The organism is Pelagibius sp. Alg239-R121 (genome assembly GCF_947331435.1).
Taxonomy (GTDB): Bacteria; Pseudomonadota; Alphaproteobacteria; order Kiloniellales; family Kiloniellaceae; genus Denitrobaculum.
In genome coordinates, this window is record NZ_CAMZOF010000001.1 from 37777 (window position 1) to 61201 (window position 23425).

Annotated in this window: 21 protein-coding genes and 1 riboswitch; of the genes, 15 read left to right on the top strand and 6 right to left on the bottom strand. The window is 59.0% G+C overall.

The annotated features are described in order from the left end of the window. Positions 1-4: 4 nt before the first annotated feature. Positions 5-1063, bottom strand: coding sequence for a sugar ABC transporter substrate-binding protein (locus tag QMZ18_RS00145; RefSeq protein WP_322097107.1), 1059 nt, complete (start codon positions 1061-1063; stop codon positions 5-7). A gap of 262 nt (positions 1064-1325) precedes the next feature. On the opposite strand from QMZ18_RS00145, the gene QMZ18_RS00150 reads away from it, so the two are divergent. From QMZ18_RS00150 to QMZ18_RS00175, 6 genes are all read left to right on the top strand, one after another. After that, on the top strand, positions 1326-2579 hold the full coding sequence (locus QMZ18_RS00150) for an ROK family transcriptional regulator (RefSeq protein ID WP_282604198.1): 1254 nt from the start codon (positions 1326-1328) through the stop codon (positions 2577-2579). A gap of 190 nt (positions 2580-2769) precedes the next feature. Beyond that, a complete protein-coding gene (locus QMZ18_RS00155; protein WP_282605567.1) occupies positions 2770-3306 on the top strand; it encodes a PAS domain-containing protein in 537 nt (178 codons plus the stop codon). Positions 3307-3534: 228 nt separating this feature from the next. Further along, positions 3535-4053 carry a peptide-methionine (S)-S-oxide reductase MsrA gene (msrA, locus tag QMZ18_RS00160; RefSeq protein WP_282604199.1) on the top strand — a complete coding sequence of 173 codons (519 nt, stop codon included), beginning with the start codon at positions 3535-3537 and terminating at the stop codon, positions 4051-4053. A gap of 117 nt (positions 4054-4170) precedes the next feature. Beyond that, the gene (locus QMZ18_RS00165) at positions 4171-5064 is read left to right on the top strand and encodes a LysR family transcriptional regulator (protein ID WP_282604200.1); all 894 of its coding nucleotides are present in this window, start codon (positions 4171-4173) and stop codon (positions 5062-5064) included. Between the two features lie 148 nt (positions 5065-5212). After that, entirely contained in the window at positions 5213-5833 is a 621-nt protein-coding gene (locus QMZ18_RS00170) for a glutathione S-transferase (protein ID WP_282604201.1), read from the top strand. Between the two features lie 62 nt (positions 5834-5895). Then, on the top strand, positions 5896-8034 hold the full coding sequence (locus QMZ18_RS00175) for a pyridoxamine 5'-phosphate oxidase family protein (protein WP_282604202.1): 2139 nt from the start codon (positions 5896-5898) through the stop codon (positions 8032-8034). Here QMZ18_RS00175 and QMZ18_RS00180 read toward each other — a convergent pair whose 3' ends face one another. Beyond that, a complete protein-coding gene (locus QMZ18_RS00180) occupies positions 8035-9654 on the bottom strand; it encodes a thiamine pyrophosphate-binding protein (RefSeq protein WP_282604203.1) in 1620 nt (539 codons plus the stop codon). A 56-nt stretch (positions 9655-9710) separates the two neighbouring features. Then, positions 9711-10925 carry a 3-sulfinopropanoyl-CoA desulfinase gene (gene acdA / locus QMZ18_RS00185; protein ID WP_282604204.1) on the bottom strand — a complete coding sequence of 405 codons (1215 nt, stop codon included), beginning with the start codon at positions 10923-10925 and terminating at the stop codon, positions 9711-9713. A 291-nt stretch (positions 10926-11216) separates the two neighbouring features. On the opposite strand from acdA, the gene QMZ18_RS00190 reads away from it, so the two are divergent. The 4 genes from QMZ18_RS00190 (at position 11217) to QMZ18_RS00205 (ending at position 14595) form a co-directional block, all read left to right on the top strand. Then, the gene (locus tag QMZ18_RS00190; RefSeq protein WP_282604205.1) at positions 11217-12278 is read left to right on the top strand and encodes a PAS domain-containing sensor histidine kinase; all 1062 of its coding nucleotides are present in this window, start codon (positions 11217-11219) and stop codon (positions 12276-12278) included. Between the two features lie 44 nt (positions 12279-12322). Next, positions 12323-12949: a LysE family translocator gene (locus QMZ18_RS00195; protein ID WP_282604206.1), complete on the top strand. Its 627-nt coding sequence runs from the start codon at positions 12323-12325 to the stop codon at positions 12947-12949. A gap of 388 nt (positions 12950-13337) precedes the next feature. Then, entirely contained in the window at positions 13338-13838 is a 501-nt protein-coding gene (locus QMZ18_RS00200) for an RES family NAD+ phosphorylase (protein WP_282604207.1), read from the top strand. 208 nt (positions 13839-14046) lie between these two features. Continuing rightward, positions 14047-14595, top strand: a complete 549-nt coding sequence (locus tag QMZ18_RS00205) for a pyridoxamine 5'-phosphate oxidase family protein (RefSeq protein WP_282604208.1) — start codon at positions 14047-14049, stop codon at positions 14593-14595. 89 nt (positions 14596-14684) lie between these two features. Here the strand turns inward: QMZ18_RS00205 and QMZ18_RS00210 are convergent, their stop codons facing one another. Beyond that, complete coding sequence (locus QMZ18_RS00210) at positions 14685-15254, bottom strand: PAS domain-containing protein (RefSeq protein ID WP_282604209.1); 570 nt, start codon at positions 15252-15254, stop codon at positions 14685-14687. 431 nt (positions 15255-15685) lie between these two features. Here QMZ18_RS00210 and QMZ18_RS00215 point away from each other — a divergent pair, with 431 nt between their 5' ends. Together QMZ18_RS00215 and QMZ18_RS00220 are read left to right on the top strand one after the other, a co-directional pair. Beyond that, complete coding sequence (locus QMZ18_RS00215; RefSeq protein ID WP_282604210.1) at positions 15686-16738, top strand: pentapeptide repeat-containing protein; 1053 nt, start codon at positions 15686-15688, stop codon at positions 16736-16738. Between the two features lie 254 nt (positions 16739-16992). Continuing rightward, complete coding sequence (locus QMZ18_RS00220) at positions 16993-18054, top strand: pentapeptide repeat-containing protein (RefSeq protein ID WP_282604211.1); 1062 nt, start codon at positions 16993-16995, stop codon at positions 18052-18054. 183 nt (positions 18055-18237) lie between these two features. Here QMZ18_RS00220 and QMZ18_RS00225 read toward each other — a convergent pair whose 3' ends face one another. After that, on the bottom strand, positions 18238-19194 hold the full coding sequence (locus QMZ18_RS00225; protein WP_282604212.1) for an acetyl-CoA carboxylase carboxyltransferase subunit alpha: 957 nt from the start codon (positions 19192-19194) through the stop codon (positions 18238-18240). 510 nt (positions 19195-19704) lie between these two features. Next, positions 19705-19843, top strand: a riboswitch (TPP riboswitch). Between the two features lie 200 nt (positions 19844-20043). On the opposite strand from QMZ18_RS00225, the gene QMZ18_RS00230 reads away from it, so the two are divergent. After that, complete coding sequence (locus tag QMZ18_RS00230; protein ID WP_282605568.1) at positions 20044-20958, top strand: ABC transporter substrate-binding protein; 915 nt, start codon at positions 20044-20046, stop codon at positions 20956-20958. Between the two features lie 280 nt (positions 20959-21238). After that, positions 21239-21937: a TenA family protein gene (locus QMZ18_RS00235; RefSeq protein ID WP_282604213.1), complete on the top strand. Its 699-nt coding sequence runs from the start codon at positions 21239-21241 to the stop codon at positions 21935-21937. Between the two features lie 136 nt (positions 21938-22073). Here the strand turns inward: QMZ18_RS00235 and QMZ18_RS00240 are convergent, their stop codons facing one another. Further along, positions 22074-22514, bottom strand: a complete 441-nt coding sequence (locus QMZ18_RS00240; protein WP_282604214.1) for a MarR family winged helix-turn-helix transcriptional regulator — start codon at positions 22512-22514, stop codon at positions 22074-22076. Between the two features lie 189 nt (positions 22515-22703). Here QMZ18_RS00240 and QMZ18_RS00245 point away from each other — a divergent pair, with 189 nt between their 5' ends. Next, complete coding sequence (locus QMZ18_RS00245; protein ID WP_282604215.1) at positions 22704-23300, top strand: YceI family protein; 597 nt, start codon at positions 22704-22706, stop codon at positions 23298-23300. Positions 23301-23425: the final 125 nt, after the last annotated feature.

A 23425-nucleotide genomic window follows, 5' to 3' on the forward strand; every position in this document is an offset into this window, starting at 1 on the left:
CAGATCATCCCCAGCACTGGGTCAGACCGTCCTTGGAAGAAATCGAGGGAACGCCGTCGACGGGCTCGTCCGTGATCAGGGTCACGCCGGTGTCGAAGAAGTCCAGTCCCGGAGTGTTCTTCGGCTTATCCCCGCTCGCGGCAAAAGCGGCCACCGCTTCCACGCCCAAGGCAGCCATCTTGAGCGGGAACTGCATCGAAGTCGCGCCGATGATCCCGTCGGACACATTTTGCACACCAGGGCAACCGCCATCGACCGAAACCACCAGCACGTCCTTTTCCTTCCCGAAGGCCTTCAGCGCTTCGTAGGCGCCAGCCGCCGCAGGCTCGTTGATGGTGTGGATCAGATTGATGCCCGGATCCTTCTGAAGGAGGTTTTCCATCGCCGTGCGCCCACCTTCTTCCGAACCTGCCGTCGAATCGCCACCGACGAGGCGGGGATCATCTTCGTCGTACATCTTTTTCACGTCTTTGACATCGATGCCGAAACCTTTGAGGAAGCCCTGATTGCGCAGGACATCGACGGTGATTTGTGCTTCGGACAGATCCAAAGTGGCGATTTTCGCGTCCGCGCTCGAAGATCCCATCTTGGCGGCAGCCCACTGGCCGATCAGCTCACCGGCCTTGAAGTTGTCGGTCGCGAAGGTCGCATCGGCCGCATCGATCGGATCGAAGGGCGTATCCAACGCAATCACCAGAACACCGGCTTCGCGGGCACGCCGTACTGTATCGGTCAGTGCCGCAGGGTCGGACGGTGTAATCAGGATGCCTTTCGCACCCGCCGCCACCAGGCTCTCGATGGCCGAGATCTGCGCTTCGTTGTCGCCGTCGTATTTGCCGGCAAAGCTGCGCAGTTCCATACCGAGCTCAGTGGCCTTGGCCTCGGCGCCTTCCTTCATCTTGACGAAAAAAGGGTTGGTGTTGGTTTTGGTGATCAAGCCGACGATCGTGCCTTCGGCGTAGGCAGGGGACGCCGCAGGAAGCGCCGTTGCAGCGAATGCCGCCGCGCCAAGCAGGGCTGCGCCTGCAATTGAGGTCGTCAGGGACTTTAGTTTTTTCGACATGGATGGTCCTCCCATAGATCGAGAGCGGACTTTTCCGTCCGCGATGTTCGTTCTCAAAGAGGTGTTTGCGCTCAAACGCGCCCTTAGCGGAAAACCGAGCCTCAGGCCCGTCCGCGGACAAACACCCGTATCTATAGAGTTACCGAACACCCCAGGGCTGTCAATAAATAAATCAATTTGATTTATTTATTGACAGCCTCCTGCAAGATCCACATTCTTGCGCAAGCTGCATCCCCGCGTATGGAATGATGGATAGCTCCGAATGACGCTTGAGGAAGCATCGAAAAACCCTGAATCAGCCGGAACAGGCTTGCAGCGTGCCGCGAAACTGGGCGGCGGTACCAACCAGACCGGGGCGCGCGCCTATAACGAACGGCTGGTCCTGTCGCTGATCCGGCGCAACGGCCGGCTGGCGAAGGCCGAACTGGCGCGCATGACGGGTCTCTCGGCCCAGACCATCACGCTCATTGTCAAAAGTCTCGAAGCAGACGAATTGGTCATGAGAACGACACCGACCCGCGGCAGAGTCGGGCAGCCGTCGGTCCCCTTCTCTCTCAACCCCGAAGCGGTCTTTTCCTTCGGGCTGAAGATCGGCAGGCGGAGCGCAGAGCTGGTGCTCTGCGACTTCAACGGCGTGGTCCGGGGGCGTGCCAGCAGATCCTATCCCTATCCCACACCGGCCTCGGTCCTGGAATTCGCACAGCGGCATATGGCGGAAATGCTGGATAGTTTGCCGGAGCATCTCCACAGACGGGTCGTCGGCCTGGGCATCGCGATGCCCTTTGAAATCTGGAACTGGAAAGACCAGATCGCCGGCCCGGCCGATATTCTGGACCAGTGGCGCAACTTCGATATCAGGACGGAAATGGCGGCGGCGAGCGGCCTTCCGGTGATCACCTCCAACGACGCCTCGGCCGCCTGCGCAGCCGAAATTTCGCAGGCCGACAATCTGCAGAACCTCGACTTTCTCTACTTCTTTATCGGCTGGTTCATCGGCGGCGGGCTGGTGCTGAGCGGCTCGCTCTTTCCGGGCCGGACCGGCAATGCCGGCGCCCTGGGCTCCATGCCTGTGACCTCGCCGGACGGGCCGGTTCAACTGATCAAGCGCGCCTCGCTCTATCTGCTCGAAGAAATGCTGATCGAAGACGGGCACGACCCGGCGATCATCTGGTCGCCCGACGGCAACTGGGACGCAATCGAGGACACGCTGGGGCGCTGGCTTGCCATCGCCGCAGATGCGATCGCCCAGGCCATCGCCGCCGCGACATCGGTGATAGATTTTCAGAGCATCCACATCGACGCTGCGGTACCTCCAGGCATTCGGGAACGCATTGTTGCGGAAGTCAATGCAGCGTTCGAGAAGCAGGACCGCCAGGGCCTGGTGCCGGTCAGTGTCGTGGCTGGCGGGGTCGGGACCGATGCCCGCGCAATAGGCGCTGCAATGCTGCCGATCCTGGCCAATTTCACCCGTGACCGGGAGGTCCTGTTCAAGGACGTTCAACTGGGTGAAGGCTAGGGTGCGGAGACATAACCTGTATCAGCCCACTTCCACCCGGGCAGAACGAACCGGACAGGCGGACGCGCAGTCAACAAGTTCCAGCAGTCAGCCATCTCTCGCAGTCAGCCATCTTTTGCTAATAAATTGGCGGTAGGTTCATGCCCACCCGCAATAAGAATTCCGATTCGAGAAGATCGATTTGGCTGAGATGGCATTCGCGACCCCTCTGAAATCCGAGATAAACGCAAAGCTTTTGTCCTACTGGCAAAGTCTGATCACGGCACCAGAGACAATGCCGACCCGGCCGGCCTACTGCCCGATCGACATGCCACGGGAGATCCTGCCGCACGTCTTTCTCTGTCAAATTTCTCCAGATCCCTTCGAAGTCCTCATCCGCCTGCAGGGAACCTACATCGTGGAACGGGCGGGACAGCATCACAGCGGCAAGACGATCACTGCTGAAACCTTTGGAACCGACTATCGCGCGGTCAAACAGGTCTATCGGAAGGTCTACGAAGAGGCCGTGCCTCTGGTGACCGAGGAAAGAGTGGCCTCACCGGACGGACTTTACGTCGTGATGGAGGTCCTGCACCTGCCGCTGGCAGACGGCGACTGCAAGGATAAGGTGTCCTTTGTGACCGGAAGCCTTGATATCATCGGCGGGAACAGTAAATCCTGGATGGAATTTCGAGCCCAGCAATGGTCGGTCATTCGATCGGATCTCCTGCACAGCGTTGCCGCCTAATTCACCTTCCATCACCCTTCCTGCACTGTCTGCGCTGCCAACAGGATGGGCGGAAGATCATGAGATCTGCACGAAAAGCACGATTTCCTAACGCAAGAGTGATGCGGAGCCTCTGTCAATTCGCTTAACATCGTCCTACATGTTTGACTGCATCAATGTCGTAGGGTCGCGCAGCTCAGCCTCCGCTTCAGTTGGTGAAAGCGCATTCGATACGAGGAGGGATGGAAAATGACGGAAACAGCAACGCTTGCCGGCGGATGCTTCTGGGGTATGCAGGAGCTGATACGCAAGCTTCCCGGCGTGGAAAGCACACGCGTTGGCTACACCGGCGGGAAAACCTCTTCGCCGCAATACAGAGATATCTGCACCGGCACGACGGGCCATGCGGAAAGCATCGAAATCAGCTTCGATCCGGAGCGGACCAGTTACCGCGACATCCTGGAGCTGTTTTTCCAGATACATGACCCCACCACAGAAAACCGCCAGGGGAACGACCGGGGCAGCCAATACCGGTCGGCCATCTTCTATGCGACCGAAGAGCAGGCACAGGTCGCGCGCGACACCATCGCCGATGTCGAAGCCTCGGGACTCTGGCCGGGTGCCGTCGTGACCGAGGTGGTTCCTGTGATGGAGTTCTGGGAAGCAGAGCAGGCCCACCAGGACTATTTGCAGAACCATCCAGGCGGCTATACCTGCCACTTCCCGCGGCCAAATTGGCGTTTGCCCCGCCGGGACGCAGCCGAGTAAGACACACCGCACTGAACGGATACCCTGACAAGGCCGCTGAAACGTCCAGCGGCCTTGACCTTTTCGGTCATAATCAATCACTCTATCGCGCTATTTTCTCCATTTTGGCGACGATGGATGGATACGATTGAAGGGATGCGGAGCTTTGCGGCCGTTGCGGCCGAGGGCTCTTTTACCGGCGGCGGCAAGCGCTTGGGGCTTTCCACCAAACTGGTGAGCAAATACGTCCGCCAGCTGGAGGAGCGTCTGGGTGTCCAATTGCTCAACCGAACCACCCGCAGCGTTGCGCTGACAGACGTGGGCCGCGTCTATTACGAGCGGTGCCTCAGCCTCCTCGATGCTTTCGACGAGGTCGAAGCCGCGGTTCAGGACCGGCATCGCAAACCGCGCGGCAAGATCCGCATGACCGCCCCTACCAGTTTTGGCGAGCGGGATCTGACTCGCCTGTTAGCAGGTTTCCTGAAGCAGGAACCGGAGATCTCCATCGACCTGGAACTGACCAACCGCCATGTTTCGCTGGTAGACGAAGGCTTTGACCTGGGTCTCCGAATCTCCTCCCTGACCGACTCGACCATGATCGCGCGCAAACTTGCCCCCATGCGGGTGGTGATCTGCGCAGCACCCGATTACCTCGACAAAAAGGGTCGACCCGATCATCCGGCCGCCCTGGCCACCCACGACTGCATCATCGACACCAACTTCCGGGTCGCGCCGAACTGGCCCTTCAGGATCGACGGCACAGCCACCAGCGTTACCGTCAAAGGGCGGTTTCACGTCAATACGCCACGGGCGACCGCAGAGATGGCTGCTGCCGGCCTTGGAATTGCACTCTGTCCGCATTACGCGGTGCAAAGCTTTGTTGAGGCGGGGCAACTTGAGCTTCTCTTCGTGGAGTATGAGGCCTTCGATTTCGGGATCCACGCCATCTATCCCCACAACCGGCACTTAACGGCGCGGGTCCGTGCTTTGGTGGACTATCTGGCAAAAGAACTTAGGCAGAGCAGAGGATAGCTCCACCATTTATCTACAAATTGTTCATAATCATTCCATAAAACTGCGTATTATCTTCTGAATGGCTTTCCTCTAAATCTCAAGCTGTAAGGGCGGCCCTGTGATCGCCGCTCTATTAGGCCAAGCAGAGATTAGAAGGAACCCAATCATGTCGAACGCCATCCGTATCCACCGTCACGCCCTGTCCGGCCATTCCCATCGCGTGGAACTCTTCGTCAGCCTCGCCGGTATCGTCCACGAGCTTGTCGATGTCGATCTGCTCGCCGGCGAGCACACCAAAGAGCCGTTCTTGAGCCTGAATCCTTTCGGGCAGGTCCCGGTGATCGAAGACGGTCGAGTCACTTTGGCGGACGCCAACGCCATCCTCACCTACCTCGCCAAGAAATATGCTCCGACCTGGTTACCCGAGGACGCCGAGGAAGCCGGCGAGGTTCAGCGTTTTCTGTCGCTTGCCGCAGGGCAGATCAGTTACGGCCCCGCAGCCGCGCGCCTGATCAACGTTTTCGGTGCCGACCGGCACGCAGAGACGGCAAAAGCCACTGCCGCCTGGGCCTTCCAGCGATTGGACGCTCATCTCGACGGCAGAGACTGGCTGGTCGGCAACAACCCAACCATCGCCGATGTGGCGATATACAGCTACACTGCCCATGCGCCGGAGGGCGGCATCTCCCTTGAGCCCTACCCAAACATCCGGTCCTGGCTAAGCCGCGTGCAGAATCTCAAGGGCTTTGTTCCGATGCAGGCAAGCAAAGCCAGCCTCGCTGCTTAACACGTTTGGTCCCCACGCCGCGGCGCAGATGTAACCGCGCCCCAATTTTTTTGGAGGCACCGATGTCCGTGAAAATACAGCAGACTCATGACGGCTGGGCCCATGCAGCCTCTCCTTTTCATGCCGGCGAACAAGAGGTCCAGGAACGGGTCGGTGTACGCGACGTCATGGAAAGCTTCGGCCGCCGCGTCGTGCGGGACTTCATGCCCGATCAGCATCGCGCCTTCTTTGCACAGCTGCCCTTCGTCGCCGTGGGCAGTGTGGATTCACAGGGTCAGCCCTGGGCGTCGCTTCTTGCCGGCGAGCCAGGCTTTATGGTCAGCCCGGATAAGCGACAGCTTCAAATTGACGCAAAACCGGTGACCGGTGATCCCTTAACGGAAGCCCTGGTACCGGGTACATCCCTGGGCCTGCTCGGTCTTGATTTCGCAGACCGCAGGCGCAACCGGTTAAACCTGCGGGTGGATTCGGTTGCCAATGGAATTATTGCTCTGACCGTGGACCAGTCCTTTGGCAACTGTCCGCAATATATTCAGACCCGCAGCCTTTCCTTCACCCGCGACCCAAAGCAAGAGGGAGCCGCCGGCGCCGTCACGCAAATCAAGCGGCTGGATGAAGAAGCCCGCACGATGATCACATCGGCCGATGCCTTTTTCGTCGCCAGTTCATACGAGGCGGGTGAAGACCAGCGCCGTGAAGGCGCCGATGTCTCCCACCGCGGCGGCCGGCCGGGCTTCGTTAAAGTCGAACAGGGGCCCAATGACGACGTCCTGACCATCCCGGATTACAGCGGCAATTCGCACTACAACACACTGGGAAATTTTTTGCTGAATCCCAAGGCGGGACTGACATTTATCGATTTCGAAAACGGTGATCTGCTGATGTTGACCGGAGAGGTCGAGATCATCTGGGACGGGCCCGAAGTAGAGGCCTTCCAGGGCGCCGAGCGGGCCTGGCGCTTTAAGGTCACGCGTGGCGTCCGCGCCAGAGATGCCCTTCCGCTGCGCTGGCGCTTCGGAGAGTATTCACCGAACAGTCTGATCACGGGGAACTGGCAGGAAGCCGAAGCCACCCTTGCCGCCGAAGCCAAACGGAACGCCTGGCGCGACTACCGGGTCACACGGATTGAAGACGAAAGTGAAGTCATTCGGTCGTTTTACCTGGAACCGATTGACGGCGACGGTCTGCTCGGCTTCGAGGCCGGGCAATACCTGACGATCCGCGTCACGCCCGAAGGCCAGGAAAAGCCGGTGGGCCGAACTTACACCCTCTCCTCGGCGCCTTCCGATAAGTTCTACCGCATCTCGGTTAAGCGAGAGCCCGGGCGTTCGGACGAACATCCCGAAGGCCTGGTCTCAAACTTCCTGCACGATAGAATCACCATCGGCGACAAAATCGAAGCCAGGGCACCGCGTGGAGACTTCACCTTCGATGCCGCAGAGAAGCGCCCCGCCGTTCTGCTGGCCGGCGGCGTTGGAATCACACCGATGATCTCCATGGCGCAACACGCGGTCCACGAAGGTCTTCGAACGCGGCATCTGCGGCCCATCACCTTGATCCATTCGGCGCAGACCACGACGCAGCGTGCATTCTTCGAAGAGGCCAGCAGGCTGTCGGAAGCCAGCGGCGGCCTGGTCCGCAGCTTTTCGCTGATCAGCCGCCCGGCAAAGGACGAGCGTCCGGGCCGGGACTTCCATGGCCAAGGACGCATCACGGCCGACGTCCTCCGAGAGATCCTGCCGCTTGACGACTACGACTTCTTCCTCTGCGGACCGTCAACATTCATGCAGGGTCTTTACGATACACTGCGCGGTCTTGGGGTTCGCGATGCGCGGATCGCTGCGGAAGCCTTCGGACCGGCTTCACTGGTCAGGCGCCCGGACGAAGGCACGACGATCGCGGAAATACCGAAGGGCGAGGAAGCGGAGAATGCTTTGGTCGCCTTCGCAGACTCGGATTTCGAACAGCGCTGGAGCCCGGAGGCCGGGACACTTCTGGAACTGGCAGAAGCACACGGCCTGAGCCCCGATTACGGCTGCCGGAACGGCACCTGCGGGACCTGCGCAACAAAGCTCAATGCCGGATCAGTCGCCTACCGCAGCATACCGTCGGCGTCGGTCGCTGAAAACGAAGTGCTGATTTGCTGTGCCGTGCCGGCCAAAGACGACACGGGGAGCGAGCGCGTCGAGCTGGCTCTATAATCAGAATCGTCCGTCGTAGGCGCGTTCGCCTATTTCGGCGGCGATGAGGGTGAACCCCTCTTTCGACGCCAGTCCGGATTCCACCGCAACGGCCATGTCGGCACGGTTATCAACCGCAATGCCACGCCCACCGAGAGCTTCAGCCAGGGCCGGGAAGTCGGTGCCGCCGAAGTCGACGGCCAGATTGCGCAGGCCCTGACCACGCTGCTTCAATTCGATGAGGGCAAGCGAACGGTCGACGAAGACCACGACGACCAGCGGCAGTTTCAGATCGCGCAGGGTCGTCAGCTCGCCCAGGATCATTTCCAGGCCGGCGTCTCCGGTAAAGGCCACGACCGGGCGTTCCGGCGCGGCGAGTTTGAACCCCATGGCAATCGGCAAAGCACAACCCATCGTGCAGAGGCCGCTGGACTGAAGCAAACCACGGGGCTGCGGACAATCCCAGAGCTGGCTAAGCAGGATACGATGGGCGCCGCTGTCGGCCGTTGCGACTCCATCTGCGGGCAGGAGTCGACGCACTTCCTCGATGGCGGCACCGGGTCCCCAGTCCTCGTTGGTGCGAAAGGCCGCGCGAAGGGATTCGCGTACGGCCGCCGCCTCGCCGCCGGACCAATGCTCTGCTTTAGATGCCCCGGAATGGCCACCGATGGCCTGCAATCCGGAAACGATATGACCGACAAATGTCACGGACGCATCGTGCATGCCGTGATGATTGGGCGCGGCGGTGACCTCGATCACGGGGACTTTTTCCGGGTCCCAGGGGCGACACCAGTTCTGGCGCATTTCGATCGGATCGTAACCGGCCAGCAGAATCAGATCGGCCTGCGCCACAAGCGGCAGCAGATGCTCATCGGCGAGCGGCGAGAGGCCGGCGCCACCGAGCGATAGAGGATCGCCTTCCGGCAAAATACCCTTGGCTTTGTAGGTGGTGATCACAGGGATCCGGTGTTCCCGGGCAAAGTCGGCAACGCCTTCTTCACCGCCTTGCGCGAGAACCTCCAGCCCGGCCAGCAAAAGCGGCCGTTCGGCAGAAGCAAAGAGATCGCAGGCCTTCTCCAGGTCGGGTCCGGGCGCGGGCGCTGCCGGGGCGTAGTGAACCGGGACGATCTTGCGCGGCTCCGGCTGATCGGCGCCGGCGACGGACATCGGCACATCGATGTGCACCGGGCCCGGCCGTCCTTCCATCGCAATTGTCAGAGCCTTGGCGACGATTGTCTCAACGGCGCCATCGGTCAGGGTGAAGCTGGCCTTCGTAATCGGATCCAGAAGCGCGCGGTGATCGAAGACCTGGTGTGTGTAACCGGCAGCGGTGGCTTCATCCACGCAACCGGTCAGGAAGATCAGCGGCACCCGATCCTGCTCGGCATTGGCAATCACGTTCACGGCGTTGGCGACACCCGGGCCCAAAGTCGCAATCAGGACACCCGGCGCGCCGCTTGCGTGATAGCTGCCCTCAGCCATGAAGCCCGCGGAATTTTCGTGCTTGGTCAGCGTGAAATCCAGACCGGCGTCCGATAAAGCGTGCATCACGGTCAGGACCTCGCCACCGGGAATGCCAAAGGCGTGGCGGCAACCCGCGTCGTAAAGTGCCTGAGCGAGAATGTCAGCGGCCGTGGTCATGGAAGACTCCTGGAATTGGGTCGGCAAATCAGGGAAAAAGGGACTGGATGGGGCTGTTACCGCGGCAGGTTCAGATAGCCGTCGCGGCTTTGAGGCAGCTTGCGGCCCAGGATAGACGAGGCGATGACCGTGCGCAGAATCTGGGCCGTACCACCGCCAATGGTGAACATGCGCGCGTCGCGCATCATGCGCTCCATGGGATTGTTGCGCGAATAACCCGCTGCGCCGAAAACCTGCAGGGCATCGCTGGTCACTTTAATCGCCATCTCGGACGCAAAGACCTTGGCCTGCGCTGCCTCCAGCACATCGGGAAACCCCTCGCCCGCTGCGGCTTTGTGCAGCAGGGCACGGGCGGCATCGACCTGGATCGACATATCGGCCAGCATCCACTGCAGGCCCTGAAATTCGCAAATCGGACGACCGAACTGCTCACGACTCTTGCTGTAGTCAAGGGCTTTTTCGTAGGCGCCCGCCGCCAGACCAAGCGCCACCGTGCCTGCGCCGACGCGCTGGGCATTGTAAGCGGTCATGAGCGCGCCGAAGCCCCGCCGCAGGCCCTGCGGCGGCATCAGCAGCATGTCCTTATGAACCGCAAGATCTTTGAAAAGGATTTCGGTCTCGGGAATACCACGCAGACCCATGGTGGGTTCGCGGCGGCCGACGATCAAACCGGCCTCCGGCTGCCCCACCTCAAGATCAGGCACCTCATCACGCACCACGATGAAGCCACCGATTCCCTGTTCGGCCGCGCCGTCGAAGACGCGGGCAAAGACCAGATGCAGGCGCGAGACGCCACCACCCGTGATCCAGTGCTTGCCACCATTTATGATGTAGTAATCGCCCTTACGGTCGGCACGGGTGATCATCTCTGTTGCGGCGCTGCCGGCGGTCGGCTCGGTGATGCAGATGGCCGGCTTGTCGCCACTGAGCACGATGTTGGCAGCGAGGGATTTTTGCGCCTGGGTGCCGTACGCCATGATTGCGCCGATAGCGCCCATATTGGCCTCGACCGCGATGCGCCCGGTGACGCCGCAGACTTTGGCCATCTCCTCGATCACCAAGGTCGCATCAAGATAACTCAAACCGGCGCCCCCGTGCTCTTCTGGGATGGTCATACCGAAGAAACCCGCCTCATTCAGGGCGCGGACGTTGTCCCAGGGATAGGTTTCTTCGCGGTCTATGGCTGCGGCGCGCTGTGCAATAACCTCCTGCGCCAAGGCGCGTGCCCGGGCGCGCAACTCTATCTGATTTCCAGACAGGTTTTCCGGCATTGCAGTCTCCTCAAAGTTTGATTCCCAGCACGACAGTTGCCGGTTTGACGCTTCTCAATCAGTTTAGCTGGAGAGGCAGGGATTTGGCGAGTGCGATGAGTGGCTCGGCGGTGACAACCCATCCAACCCTGGGAAGATCTGAGCATGAAGATGCCTAGGCCATGATACCATCAGACGGCATTATTTTACGAACCACCCTGACTTGAGCCGACCAAAACCGCACCATCTTTTTCTCAGGATGCCACACTATCTGATATAGTGTTCGACCTAGCCACGGGATCGAAGTTGTTCATGGAACAGAGTGAGCTTGATCTCTTAGACAGCATCGGAAACCCGGTTTTCGTTCTGGATCTGCAGCCGTCGCGCTGGTTGACCTATATCGCCTGGAATCAGGCCGCTGTGGAGCGAAGCGGTTTTAGTAAAGAGCAAGTCATCGGGAAAACCGCGCGCGAAATCTATCCGGGACGCTTGGGGCGGGCGGCCTATGACCGGCATGCCGCTGTCGCCGAATCGGGGATGCCGGCCAGCTACGAAATCGTACTACCGCTGTCTTTCGATGACCGAGTCGTCAAAACCACGCTGATGCCCCTGAGAAACGCGGAGGGTAAAGTGCATCGGCTCATCGGCTCCTCGATCGACCTTTCATCGGAACGCCAACAGCAGACGGCCCGAATTCTGGCGGCCGCGGAGGTGAAGGCCCTCACAAGCGAAATGGAACAGTTCGTCGCCATGGCGGCGCATGATCTGCGTACACCGATGCTGAACGTGCAGGAAATTGCCTACATGCTGCGGGACGGCTTTGAAGATCATGGCGACGGGAAGCTGGAACTCATCGAACTGCTCGAGACGGTGAGTATCAAGGCGACAACACTGATCTCCGAAGTTTTGTCCTACGCAAGAGCGGTAAATGCTGAGATCAGGCAGGTCGAGTTCGATTTTGGCGAGCTCTGTGCAAACATATTTACCGTACTTGATCCGCAGGAGGAACATCGCCTGGTATCATCGGCGGCGCGCTTGATCTCCGATGATGTCGCCCTTCAAATTATTCTTCGCAACCTTATCGATAATGCGGTCAAGCATTCAGGACGAGGTTGCGTCGATGTACGCATTTGCGTTGCCGCGGCAGGCGACGACTGTCTGGAGTTTACGGTTCGTGACAATGGGCGAGGTTTCGATGACCCGTCGCTTGCCTTCTTGAGCAGCGGCACATTCCGCACGGAAAGCGGTTTTGGGTTGCTCGGCATTAAGCGCCTGGTCAACGCCCGGGGCGGTAAAATTCATGCCGAAGTCCCTAAAGATCAAGCCGGCACAATTATCAGCTTTACCTTTCCAGGAAAAATATCAGACCAATAGCTGGTATTGCCCCCTGCGAGAACACCACAACTGGAGTCAGCAGCTTGATCGACCAAACAACACTCATCACCTATCTTATCGTGCTCCTGGGCTTCGTTTTCATCCCGGGACCGGCGGTCCTGCTGACACTGGCGCGGGCCAGCAGTTCGGGGACGAGGGTAGGGCTTGCGACCGGTCTGGGCATTGCCGCCGGGGATCTGGTGCACACGGCGATGGCAGTGCTGGGGATCTCAGCGGTTATTCTGACATCCGCAGTGCTTTTCAGCCTGATTAAGTACCTGGGAGCCGGTTATCTGATCTACCTGGGCATCCGCGCGATTCTCGAGAAACCGCAAACCGGTCAACAGAATCGCAACTCCGGGCTTACACCGCCAAAGGCGTTCCGTCAGGCGGTTCTTGCCGAAGTCCTAAACCCAAAATCCGCCCTGTTTTTTCTGGCCTTCCTGCCACAGTTCGTGCAGCCCGGAAACGGCGCCGTGGCCCTGCAGCTTACCACTCTCGGCGTTCTCTTTGTCCTGATGGGTCTCTTCAGCACAGTGGTGGTTGCGATCTTCGCCGGCCATGTCGGCGCATTCCTGCGCCGCAATCCCGCCGTCCTGCGCTGGCAGGGAAAGGTCGTCGGCGGGATCTACTGCGCCCTGGGAGTGCGGCTCGCCCTGCAGGAGCGGTGAATTTTATGCGGATTACGCGCTGCCCGATTTCGCCAGATCGATAAAGGCCCGCCGCCGTCCCTTGCCGTACCGCCGTGCCAACGCGAAGCCCGCCAATCCGAGATCAAAGAACGCCAGCTTGCCCGATTCCGGGACCAGCGCCCCCCTTGGCGCTGCCGCTCCCTAGCCGATGGACAGCAAGGGTGAATGATCAGTTTGAATGGAGGCCGGACCTGGAAGGTCGCGCCGATGACGATCCCCAAGGCCTGCTTATGCCAGCCGCGACAAAGCCAGCATAACGGGGATTTACAAGAGGGGTCCTGTAGACAGCCCAAACCGCGGGCAATTGTGTACAAAATTTTGTATTTCTGGGAGCCTTACACCAAAGACAACGGTGGAGCAGCGCCTGATGCTGACCAAAGTTGCCGGAATGTTTGTCAAAATCGCCTTCGCCAGCGACGCCGATGTATTTTTGGCGCGCGGTCAGGCGACGCGGCCCGTTGCCCGCTTCAACCGGCGTGGTGAGGACGCGCTCTACCTGAGTCCCGACGAGATAAGTGCACGAGTTGCAATGGGCCAGTACGTGAAGCCCGGCGATCCACCGCGTGTCCTGATCCGCTACGAAGTCGAGCAGTGTGATCTCTTCGATCTGAGGCACCCGGACGCCGCTTCCACCTATACCCTGGCCCGTCAGCGCTGGCAGGACGCCCTGGCACGCGGCGAGGAGCCGGCGTCCTGGCGTGCCGCGGATGAGATCCGTCAAGCCGGCCACGTCGGATTGATCGATCCTTCGCGCCGCAGGCCGGGCCTTTGGCATATCACCCTGATGCGCTGGAATGAGCCGGGCGCCCCGCGCGTGGTGCCTGTCGGCTCCCCGATCCCGATCGAGGTTGATCCCGGCCATCGGTGAAGGCGCGTCGGCGACGACCAACCCGCTGCATAGCCGAGAAAAACAATCCCTCGGAGCCGGTCCGCTTGACTACTGACAGAACCATGTCAGGAGGTGTCGGTTAGAGTGCCATTCATCCTTTTCACTGAAACAGTGAATAACGATCAGACTCTAGTTTGCGGAAGCTTCGAAGTGATTGATTTGAAGCCGGTAGCAAGGAGGGAAACTCATGGCATTCCAAACAAATCGACTGAACAAGCGCTTCAAAAAATTCATTGAAAAACAGAAGCTGTTCTTTGTTGCCACAGCTGCGCCGGAAGGACGGGTCAACCTTTCTCCCAAAGGCCTCGATTCCCTGAAGATCATTGACGACAATCAAATCGTCTGGCTGAGCGTAACGGGCAGCGGAAACGAAACGGCCGCACATCTTCTCAAGACACCGCGGATGACCTTGATGTTCTGCGCGTTTGAAGGAAGCGCCCTGATTTTGCGCGTTTTCGGAACAGCTGAAGTGATCTACCCCCGGCACGATGAATGGGAAAGACTATACGGTCTGTTCCCGGATTACGCCGGCGCGCGGAATATCTTTAAGCTGAAGATCGATCTTGTCACCACCTCCTGCGGCACAGGTGTCCCGGAGATGGCCCTCGTCCGGACCCGGGCGGAGACGGAACTGGTGCCTTGGTATGATGAAATGGGGACTGATGGCGTCGATGCCTTTTGGCGCGAGAAAAACGTCAAGAGTATCGACGGCGAGCCCACGGGCATCTTCGAGTAAAGCAATTGGCCAGGACGGCGCTTTAAATAGCATAAACCCGTGCTACCCGGCCAAGGGTCGGGCATGGCTGGGCAAAAGCCGTCTAAAGATTATTGCGCAGATGTTTGTTCAATCGTTTTCAGCGGGAGGGATGTACTTCGCGCGGTACTCAGAATTTCCGACAAAGAAAACGGCATGCCCTCTGACTTGAAGGTGGTCACGAACAAACCAATAAGAACGTCCACCTCATTTACACTGTTAAGGGTCGGAAACACTATTCTTTCGTAAAAATGACTGTCTTTCTCAAAATCAAAGTTGTTTATCACATGGTGTATATTGAGAGCGAAGGCAGCATCGCAAAAATCACTGTGAATTATTTTGTAGACGTCGCTGCTCACAACATTTTCGAAATCCTCGCCGGTAATGTTTCTATGATAGGCATTGCAGATAGCGGTACCGGCAAGGCGCACCCTAAATCTCCGGGCCGCGCGGTCCACATCCATCAGAAAGACAAAAGGCAACAATTCCGGGATTTCTGTGGGCTCGATGTCCGTGCGCAAGGGGATCCGGCGATCGCCCCGTTTCGATAACCAGTAGTGCAGCAGGCCCCGAACCCTCGGATCCCGTATATTCGAATCGAACGATTTCAGGTCGCTACCAAATTCGTTCCTGTGATCCATCACGAGCGGTCCCAAATAAGCCGTTCGAACTGTGCCGAATAGAGCGAAACACTAGCCACAACCGCCGAAAACGGCGATCTTCAGTCTTTTTAACCCTAATCCGCATTAATTCGCAATCATACGAAAGCCTGGGGACCTCGGCCTCTTAAGGTGAAAAGCCTTAGAAAACGGATAATCTCTGTCTGTGATTGCGCGGCTGTTGATTGCAGAGAGGCTTCGCAACGATTTCCACACACTTTGGGTATATTTTGAGCCGCCTGGAGTGGAGCTGATCTTGATGGGAACAAGTAAAGGCGCGTACTGACCTCTAGCTATACCTACGAGAGGTTGATTCGCATTCTTCGCAGGTTCGGCAAGAATTGATCAAGCACCGGATAAAACGGCATCTAATTTTCAGGACGGCGCGACAGGGGTCGCGGGAGTAGGACGGCATGCTCGGAGAGAGCAACAACATCGTCATAAACGATCGCCGCATTACCATGGAAGCCCTGGAAAAGCTGATGGTGGCGCAGCGCCGCTTTGCCAAGGGCCAGAAAGCGGCCGGACGGATTATCCTGAAGGAATGCGAGCTCGTAAACCTGGATTTCTCCTCGTCTTGCTTTGCAGGCGCCCACTTCATCGCCTGTAACTTCTCGGGCGCCGATCTCACCGACGCCGACTTCAGCCGGACGGTGCTCTTCGGATCGAAGTTCGAAAACACCAACCTCACGCGCACAAATTTCGAAATTGCGAACCTGCAAGCCGCGGTCTTCGATCAAGCCATCTTGCATGAAACCCGTCTCAATAAGGCGGATATCCGCAAAGGAACCCTGATTCGCGGCCAGGAGAAGGACAACACCGCGGTTTACCGCGAGATCGAAACCTCCTTCCGGGAAGCCGCACTGACCGGCGCCAACTTCGAAAACGCCTCTCTGCGCGGCGTAAATTTTTCAAGCGCCCTGCTCGATGGGGTCAATCTGAAGGGCGCAGACCTGAGCGGTTCCCGCTTTCATGGCGCGCAAATCAAGAACGTCGATGTATCCCAGGCGATGGTTCTGGAAGCGGATTTTCGGTCGGCCTCCTTCGAGAATGTCATCCTCGGGGAAAGTGCCCTGATCCTGGCTGCGACGGCGCAGGTCAAACCGGTCACCGAGGAAGAGTTGGAGGCTGTCATCCAGCAGCACGAGACCTGGGTTGATTCAGGCGGCAAAGAAGGCAAACGCGCTTCCTTCGACGAACAGAATCTCGCCGGTCACGATTTGACTGGCCATAACCTGGCCACGGTTTCCTTCAACTACGCCAATCTCTCCGGCGTGCAGTTTTCAAGAATGGTCCTGGCGGCCTGCAACTTTGAATATGCCAATCTTCGTGACGCGAATTTATCGGGCAGCGATCTGCGCGGCGCCGATTTCAGCAATGCCGTGTTGACCGGCGCCAAGCTGGACGGCTGCGACATCGGCACGCTGCCCGATACCGGCCTTGCAACACAGTTTCCCAGCACCTGAACGCAAAAATTCCAAGCACCTGACCGCGAAAACCTGAAGCTCTGCCGCGCCTTTACGAAGCGCTGGCAACATCAACGATTTGTATAGCTTTAGCAGCGATAATCAATTTTGAATGATCGTTCTTGATTGGAATGGTCGCGGTCTTTGTGCGGACGGATGGCCGCGGGCAGATAGCCTCGGGCAGATAACCTCGGGCGAACGCCGTTCGAGCCCATCATTGCAGTAAACTGAACCGGAAACGACTTGGGGACGGCATGTTCAGACCGAACCACAACATCGCCATAAGTGACCGACGCATTACCCCCGAAGTTCTGTCGAGGCTGACAGCCGCGCAGAAACGATTTGCCAAGCGCGAAAGATGCGCCAGGCGCATCATCCTGAAGCAATGCGACCTCGCGAATCTGGACCTGACCTCGACCTGCTTTGCCGACGCGCACTTCATTGCCTGTAACTTCTCCCGCGCGAACCTCACCGATGCGAGTTTCAGCAGGGCGGTTTTGTACGGATCGAACTTCGAGCGCGCGAACCTCACGCGGACAAACTTCGAAAGCGCCAATCTCAGGGCCGCTGTCTTCGACCATGCCAAATTGCATGAAACCTGCCTCAACAAGGCGGACATCCGCAAAGGGACGCTTATTCACGGCCAGGAAAGCAGTGGTGACGCGGTCTACGACGAAATCGAGACCTCGTTTCACGAGGCCGAACTGCGCGGAACCAACTTCGAGAATGCCTCCCTGCGCAGCGTAAACTTCTCGGGCGCCAAACTCGATGGCGTGAAGCTGAGGGGCGCTGATATGAGAGGTTCCCGCTTTCACGGCAGCGATATGAAGAACATCGATGTCACCAGCGCCATGCTTCAGGACGCGGATTTTCGTTCGGCGGCTTTTGAGAACGTCGAACTCGGAGAAAGCGCCCTGATTCTGGCGGCGGCGGCGCCCAGCGAACCCCTTGCACGGGAAGAACTGGAATGCATCATCCAGAGCCATGAGGCCTGGGTCGATTCAGAGGGCAAAGAAGGAAAGCGCGCATCCTTCGCCGAACAGAATTTGTCCGGTCATGACCTGTCCGGCCGGAACCTGGCCACGGTCTCGTTCAATTACGCAAATCTATCCGGCGTGCGGCTTTCCCGAATGGTCCTGGCGGCCTGCGATTTTCAGTACGCCAATCTGCGCGGTGCAGATCTGACCGGCAGCGATCTGCGAGGCGCCAATTTCTGCCACGCCGTCACCACCGGTGCGGAACTGGAAGGCTGCGAAATCGGCCCGCTCGAGGACACCGGCCTCAGAACCCGGATGCCGGATAGGCAGTCCGCATAGTCCCTGATCGTTGTTCACCAAAGCGGTTTGCGATTGGCTTGCGTCAGAATCCGCCGCCCCGCAATCCGCAGGCTGCTGATTTCGGGCGTAAATTTTGAGATTGCGTTTTCGGAGAAACACCAAACGCGATAGAACCAGGATTATCCTAAATCAACCTCAACCGCATAAAGTGGAGTTGCCTGGTCAGGAAAGCCCTTTCTGGCCCATTCCCAGGAACTTGTCGCGGCGCTGCTGCTTTAAGACCGTGCCGTCCTTGCGGCGCATTTCGACCAGCAGGCGTTCGACCACATCGCCGACCGCGGTGATGGTGGTGTCGGCACCCCGGTGGGCGCCGCCCAGGGGTTCGGCCACGACCTCGTCAATGACGCCGAGTTTCTTCAGGTCCTGCGCCGTCAGTTTCAAGGCCTCGGCGGCTTCCTTGGCCTGATCGCCGCTGCGCCACAGGATCGAGGCACAGCCTTCGGGCGAAATCACCGAATAGATCGAGTGTTCCAGCATGATGACCGAGTTGGCGGAGGCGAGCGCAATCGCCCCGCCGGAGCCACCCTCGCCGATGATCACGGAAATCACCGGCACCTTCATGCCCAAGGAAACTTCGATACTGCGGGCAATAGCCTGGGACTGGCCGCGCTCTTCCGCGCCGATACCGGGATAGGCACCGGCCGTATCGACCAGGGTGATCAGGGGCAGGCCGAACCGATCGGCCATCTCCATCAGGCGCTGGGCCTTGCGGTAACCCTCGGGCCGGGCCATGCCGAAGTTGTGCTTGACCCGGGCGTGGGTGTCGGAGCCCTTTTCCTGGCCGATCACCATGACGGAGTAGCCCCGGAAGCGCCCGATGCCGCCGACGATCGCAGCGTCCTCTGCAAAAGCACGGTCGCCCGCCAGCGGCGTAAAGTCGTCGACCAGTTGTTCGATGTAGTGCCGGAAGTGCGGCCGGTCCGGATGGCGCGCGACCTGGCTTTTCTGCCAGGCTGTCAGGCGGGCATAGGTCTGGCGCAGCAGCCGGTCGGCCTTGCCCTGCAGCTTGGTGACTTCCTCGGCGATGTTCATGTCGCCGCTGTCCGAGAGATGCCGCAGTTCCTCGATCTTGCCTTCGAGTTCGGCTATCGGCTTTTCGAAATCCAAAAAGTTATGCATGACCTTTTCCTGACGACCCCGGTGCGGACTTCAAACCGCGAACCCGGATCCCCGACCCAATGAACCCGGAGCATCCTGCGCCGTCCCCGGCACCGGCAAGATGCTCAACCCTCTCGTTTCAGATCAAATATCCTGCCCCCGACCGAACGCGGTCTGGTGCAGTTTGATCTCGCGTCCTGAACCTGAAATTCGGGTTCGAAAGGACACCAACTTATAGATTCCAGTGTGATTCAGCCTCCAAAGTTCGTCACATATCGTGTGGCGAACTCCGGAACCATCACACCAGTGGGGATTATCATCCCGATCTTTGCCCCCCGCAGACCGTCAGGCAAAGGCTGTACCACAGTTTTAGCACAGCTTCCTCACATCGCGGGCCTGTCTAACACAGCCGGGGGCGGGCGTGAAAGCAATCGCGTTAAAGAATCTGCAACAAATCACGAAAAAATCGGCTTGAAATCCGTCTCCCCCGCTCCACGCCTTGACTTGCCACAGCAGGCACCCGATGATCGCGGCCGTTCCTAGGGGGGCCTTATTCCAACCGAGAGGTCGGATTTAACAGGCTGAGATATTGGGCAGGCGTTGAATTGCCCAGTGACCCTTCGAACCTGATCCGGGTAATGCCGGCGCAGGGAAGGAAACCGGTCCTCACTGTACGAGGGCTCTCCGCAAAGACCCTCCGCTACTCACTCCCGGATCTCCTGGCGCTTTTTCGCGTGAAAAGGCGCTGATCATCTGAGTCTCGCATGCGAGGCGAATATCGGATTAAGGAGGTCCGCCATGTTGTCCAACTTTACTTTCAAGTCTCCGTTTGGAGCCTTTCGCCTGACCCTCACCGCCCTCGCGCTGACGATGGTCTCGAGCCTCTCCATCTCAGCAGCCCACGCAGCCGAGAAGACCACCATCCTGCTGGACTGGTTCCTGAACCCGGACCACGGGCCGTTGGTGGTGGCGCAGCAGCGGGGTTACTTCGCCGAGGAGGGCCTGGAGGTCGAGCTGATCGAGCCCGCCGATCCCAACGACCCACCCAAGCTGGTCGCCGCCGGCCGGGGCGATCTCGCGATTTCCTATCAGCCGCAGCTGCATCTGCAGGTCGAGGCCGGTCTGCCCCTGACCCGCATCGGCACCCTGGTCGCCACGCCGCTGAACACGCTGCTGGTGCTGGACGACGGCCCGATCAAATCCATCGCGGATCTGAAGGGCAAGAAGGTCGGTTTTTCGGTCGGCGGTTTCGAGGACGCCATGCTGACCGCCATGCTGGCGCGCCACGGCCTGACCACCGATGACATCGAACTTATCAACGTCAACTTCTCGCTCAGCCCGGCGATCCTCTCCGGCCAGGTCGACGCGGTGATCGGCGCCTACCGCAACTTCGAACTCAACCAGATGGACATCGAGGGGCACAAGGGCCGGGCGTTCTACGTCGAGGAAGAGGGCGTGGCCGCCTACGACGAACTGATCATGGTCGCCAACAACGAAAAGCTCGACGATCCGCGCTTCCCGAAAGTGCTGCGCGCGCTAGAGCGGGCCGTGACCTTCATGATCAACCACCCGGACGAAGCCTGGGGCGATTTCATCAGCTACCGCAAGGAGCTGGACGACGAGCTGAACCGCCGCGCCTGGCGCGACACCCTGCCGCGTTTTGCATTGCGCCCTGCCGCGCTGGACAAGGGCCGGTATGAGGCCTTCGCCGCGTTCCTGCAGGAACACAAGATGATTGAGAAACTGGTCCCGGTCGAGGGCTATGCGGTGGAGTTGGATAGATAGGGTTTAGAGCCGCTATCGCCGAGTTCGAGGCCAACCCTCTCCGGATTGTTTGGTGAAGTTCGACTGACGTCGAACCGGCACCGGCCCGGGTTGTTTAATTGAGTTCGGTGCCGGCCCGCTCCCCCTCCCGGCCACTTGGCGGGGTTCGATTAGGTTTCGGCTAGCGCCGAAACCGGCACCAGCCCGCTCCCCCTCCCAACCACCCAATGCGATTATCCTGTGGGTGGTTGGGAGGGGGAGCGGGCCGGCACCGAGACTAAACCAAAGAGTCCCTTTAAAGATGAGCGACATCACCCCCCAAAATAAAGCGCCCGCCGCTGGCGGCTTCACCGACCGTCTCCGCGACTCTTCCGAGCCATTCTGGACAGCAGCAACCACCCACCGCTTCACGCGCCAGCTCGCGGACGGAACCCTGCCGGACGAGGTCTTCGTTCGCTACCTGATCCAGGACTATCACTACGTCGATTGTCTGGCCCAGGCCGTCGGCTTCGCGGTCGCGCTGGCGCCCGACATGGCGACCCGCCGTCCCTTAGCTGGTTTCCTCTCGGTCCTGACCAACGCCGAGAACGATTTTTTCCTTAAGTCCTTCGAGCGCCTCGGCGTCCCCGAAGCCACCTGGCGCAACACTCCACCATCACCGGTCACGCAAGCCATCTCAGACGCCATCGTCGGCGGCGCCAGCGGCTATGCTGGTTCCGGACAATACCCGGAAGCCATGACCGTCCTGCTCTGCTCCGAATGGGTCTACCAGGCCTGGGCGGAACCGGTCGCAGATGCAAAGCCGCCCCAGCCGCAATACCGCGAATGGATCGAACTGCATGCCACGGCGGAGTTCGTGAAATTTGTGGAGTGGCTGCGGACGGAGACGGACCGGGCCTGTAAGGGGTTGGATGCGGCGCGGCAGGCAGGTTTGGTGAAGTTGTTCAGGAAGGTGACGGAACTGGAAGCGGCGTTTTTTGAGGGAGCTTTTGGGGGTTAGTGATGGGTCCCGCATCTTCGGCGGACGCACGAAATACGGCTTGGCTCCCGCCAATTGATGGCAGTCTTCTTCAAAGATCACAATTATCCACCTCACCTGCACTGCAGACTAAACAAAACACCAGACCCTTCCGCTGTCATTCCTGTCTTTGAATCAGGGCGGTAAGGGCGGATGTGATCTTTGCGAGGTCGTGGCTTTTGGACAGCTTGTTCATATGTGCGTGAATCATGGGGCCATAGATCGTCCACATTTTTTTTCGCACACGCCGGCCTTTCTTCGTGATCCGCAGCAGCCTGCCGCGCCGGTCGGACTCGAACACCGACTCTTCCACCAGCCCGTCTTGAATCATTCGGCGAAGCAAACGCGACAGGTTCGACTGTTCGAAGATGAGCCCTTTTTCCAGCTCGAAAGGGCGCAGTCCCGGACCACCGGCGCATTCAATCGCCCACAAGGCGTCATACCAGCGCAGGCGGGGCAGGCCCTCTGCCTTGAGCACAGAATCCATCGCACTGTAGAGGGAATCCTGCGCCCGGTTCAGCGCCATCCACAACGCCGTCTCTTCTGTTGTCGGGTACATACTCTCAACTTTCTGTGACCGTACTCACTATTCCGTAGCAACGAACGTCTTTACCATATAGATGTATTTTCATCTATTAACAACAAGCCTTGCCTGTTGCAGAATATCACCGCCGGTAGCGAGAAGATTGGCGATGAGATTGGTGATGAGATTTTGGCAAGATGGCGGGCAAACGTGGGAGTGAAAGTAATGCGACTTAAGAGATTTTTCCGGTTTGTGGCCCTGCCGCTGTTGGTTGCTTTGCCGTCCGCCGGCGCTTTTGCAGCGGAAACCTATTATGCCGACCAGGGGCATACGGAAGTACGCTTCGGGTGGAACCACGCGGGCGTTTCCATGCAGAACGGTGAATTTATCACGACGAAAGCAACGCTGGTTCTCGATCCGGACAACGTTGAACAGTCTACACTTAACGTAACAATTGACTCGGCAAGCGTTTCAAGCGGGTTCGTTCCCCTTGATGACCACCTGAAAAGCAAGGATTTCCTGGAGGTCGAAACCTATCCGGAAATTACCTTTGTCAGCACGTCGGTTACGAAAACCGGAGAGATGACGGCCGATGTGACGGGAGATCTTACCATCCATGGCGTGACGAAGCCGGTCACACTGAAAACGGCTTTGACGCACCGCGGCGACCATCCGCTCGGTGGGGTTATCGACTACTACAAAGGAAAGTGGGTAGCCTTCTCGGCAACGACGGAGATCGACCATCAGGCCTTTAATGTCGGCGGGTTCTCAACCGGTCCGATCTCGATCAACATCGTCACGGAAATGAAGGATCGCGAATAGCGAGCCCCTGGTGGCGGATGCATCGCAAGCGTGGCACCTTTGAAGGTAAGCTGTACAAAAGCTCTTCGCCGCCGCCCTGCGATAACGCGCGTCCAACTTTGGATCCTTGTTGAGCAAACATAATC

Bases quoted from the DNA above. Each gene is read 5' to 3' on its own strand.
- QMZ18_RS00145 (WP_322097107.1), bottom strand. From the start codon at position 1,063: ATGTCGAAAAAACTAAAGTCCCTGACGACCTCAATTGCAGGCGCAGCC.
- QMZ18_RS00150 (WP_282604198.1), top strand. From the start codon at position 1,326: ATGACGCTTGAGGAAGCATCGAAAAACCCTGAATCAGCCGGAACAGGC.
- QMZ18_RS00155 (WP_282605567.1), top strand. From the start codon at position 2,770: ATGGCATTCGCGACCCCTCTGAAATCCGAGATAAACGCAAAGCTTTTG.
- msrA (WP_282604199.1), top strand. From the start codon at position 3,535: ATGACGGAAACAGCAACGCTTGCCGGCGGATGCTTCTGGGGTATGCAG.
- QMZ18_RS00165 (WP_282604200.1), top strand. From the start codon at position 4,171: ATGGATACGATTGAAGGGATGCGGAGCTTTGCGGCCGTTGCGGCCGAG.
- QMZ18_RS00170 (WP_282604201.1), top strand. From the start codon at position 5,213: ATGTCGAACGCCATCCGTATCCACCGTCACGCCCTGTCCGGCCATTCC.
- QMZ18_RS00175 (WP_282604202.1), top strand. From the start codon at position 5,896: ATGTCCGTGAAAATACAGCAGACTCATGACGGCTGGGCCCATGCAGCC.
- QMZ18_RS00180 (WP_282604203.1), bottom strand. From the start codon at position 9,654: ATGACCACGGCCGCTGACATTCTCGCTCAGGCACTTTACGACGCGGGT.
- acdA (WP_282604204.1), bottom strand. From the start codon at position 10,925: ATGCCGGAAAACCTGTCTGGAAATCAGATAGAGTTGCGCGCCCGGGCA.
- QMZ18_RS00190 (WP_282604205.1), top strand. From the start codon at position 11,217: ATGGAACAGAGTGAGCTTGATCTCTTAGACAGCATCGGAAACCCGGTT.
- QMZ18_RS00200 (WP_282604207.1), top strand. From the start codon at position 13,338: ATGCTGACCAAAGTTGCCGGAATGTTTGTCAAAATCGCCTTCGCCAGC.
- QMZ18_RS00205 (WP_282604208.1), top strand. From the start codon at position 14,047: ATGGCATTCCAAACAAATCGACTGAACAAGCGCTTCAAAAAATTCATT.
- QMZ18_RS00210 (WP_282604209.1), bottom strand. From the start codon at position 15,254: ATGGATCACAGGAACGAATTTGGTAGCGACCTGAAATCGTTCGATTCG.
- QMZ18_RS00215 (WP_282604210.1), top strand. From the start codon at position 15,686: ATGCTCGGAGAGAGCAACAACATCGTCATAAACGATCGCCGCATTACC.
- QMZ18_RS00220 (WP_282604211.1), top strand. From the start codon at position 16,993: ATGTTCAGACCGAACCACAACATCGCCATAAGTGACCGACGCATTACC.
- QMZ18_RS00225 (WP_282604212.1), bottom strand. From the start codon at position 19,194: ATGCATAACTTTTTGGATTTCGAAAAGCCGATAGCCGAACTCGAAGGC.
- QMZ18_RS00230 (WP_282605568.1), top strand. From the start codon at position 20,044: ATGGTCTCGAGCCTCTCCATCTCAGCAGCCCACGCAGCCGAGAAGACC.
- QMZ18_RS00235 (WP_282604213.1), top strand. From the start codon at position 21,239: ATGAGCGACATCACCCCCCAAAATAAAGCGCCCGCCGCTGGCGGCTTC.
- QMZ18_RS00240 (WP_282604214.1), bottom strand. From the start codon at position 22,514: ATGTACCCGACAACAGAAGAGACGGCGTTGTGGATGGCGCTGAACCGG.
- QMZ18_RS00245 (WP_282604215.1), top strand. From the start codon at position 22,704: ATGCGACTTAAGAGATTTTTCCGGTTTGTGGCCCTGCCGCTGTTGGTT.